Below are 1,258 nucleotides of genomic sequence, written 5' to 3' on the forward strand. Positions count from 1 at the left end.
TTCTGGCCGAGGACATGAACATGGTCCGCGGAGCGCTGGTGGCGCTATTGAACCTGGAGCATGACATCGAGGTCGTGTGCGAGCTGGAGCGCGGCCTGACGGATTCCGCCCCCGGTGAAGGAGGCGCCGCCGTGGATGCCGTCCGCCTCCCAGAAGGGTTCGCGGCAGTGGAAGGCCACCTTGGTGGCCGGGCAGTAGACGACCTCGCCCAGCACGGTCGCCTTGTCGGCGTCCAGACCGGTCAGGCGCATCCGCCGCAGGGCGGGGAAGGGAACGGCGCAGAGGGCGAAGTTCGTGCGCCGCAGGATCGTCCGGGTGCCCGAGCGGATGCGCAGCAGCACCTCGTCGGCGCGGACGTCGATGCCCACGACCGGACGGCCCAGGACCACCGGGTCGCGCAGCTGTTCGGCCAGCCGCCGGGGCAGCCGGTCCATGCCGCCGTCCAGGCACAGCAGGTCGGGACTGGTCTCGGTCAGGATGTCGTCGAGGAAGCCGTTCAGCCGGCGGCTGCATCCGGCGCGGATGGCGGGGTGGGCGGCGAACAGCCCGTGCAGGTCGACCCGGTCGCGGGCGGCGCCGCGCAGGTGCGGCGTCAGGTCCAGGGGCGCCACCAGGTCCAGCAGCTGGCGGCGCAGGTCCTCGCGGAGCGCGTCCCGCAGTTCCGGCGGGGCGATGGCGTCGACGATCGCCGTCAGCCATGCCCCGAAGGTTATGCACGCCTCGCCGTAGCGCCGGTCCGGGACGTGCCGCTCCAGCTCGCCGCGGAAGTGCGCGCGCAGCGGGCCGGGTGCGTCCCGGACGCGGACGAAGCCGCCGTCCGTGCGCAGGAAGGCGTTCTCCTCCGACAGCAGGGTCGGGAACGCGCGGAGCCGGTCGTCCAGCCCCATGCGGTGGACGTACTCCAGCGTGTTCCGGTGGTGGACCGGCACGCGCATGGCCCCCAGTTCGACCGAGGGCGCGCCGGGCCCGCTCCCGAAGCGGTGCGTCAGGACGCGCCCGCCGACCCGGTCGGAGCCCTCCAGCACCAGGACGCGACAGCCCAGCCGCTCCAGCTCGTGAGCGGCCACCAGACCGGCCATGCCGGCGCCTAGGACCGTGACGTGCGGCCCCCGGCCGTCGAACTCCCCGCGTGTGCGGACGGGCCAGGCCCGTGAGTTCTCGGACATTCCAGAATCCCCCCGTAAATGGTGCATCAGCCCTTCTTTGGGACTTCATAGAGATTTGACGCATCTCAGAGCGAAAGACAATGACGTTTCCG

2 pseudogenes are annotated in these 1,258 nt (G+C 71.7%); one reads left to right on the forward strand and one right to left on the reverse strand.

Features of this window, described 5'->3' with window-relative positions:
• Window positions 1-2: 2 nt before the first annotated feature.
• A pseudogene (locus tag AB0K09_RS33495) lies at window positions 3-95 on the forward strand (DNA-binding response regulator); the annotation flags it as partial.
• Window positions 96-116: 21 nt separating this feature from the next.
• Here AB0K09_RS33495 and AB0K09_RS33500 read toward each other — a convergent pair.
• Window positions 117-1,193, reverse strand: a pseudogene (locus AB0K09_RS33500) (FAD-dependent oxidoreductase); the annotation flags it as partial.
• Window positions 1,194-1,258 lie beyond the last annotated feature (65 nt).

Origin of the sequence: Streptomyces sp. NPDC049577, from assembly GCF_040675635.1 — a bacterium.
Lineage (GTDB): Bacteria > Actinomycetota > Actinomycetes > Streptomycetales > Streptomycetaceae > Streptomyces.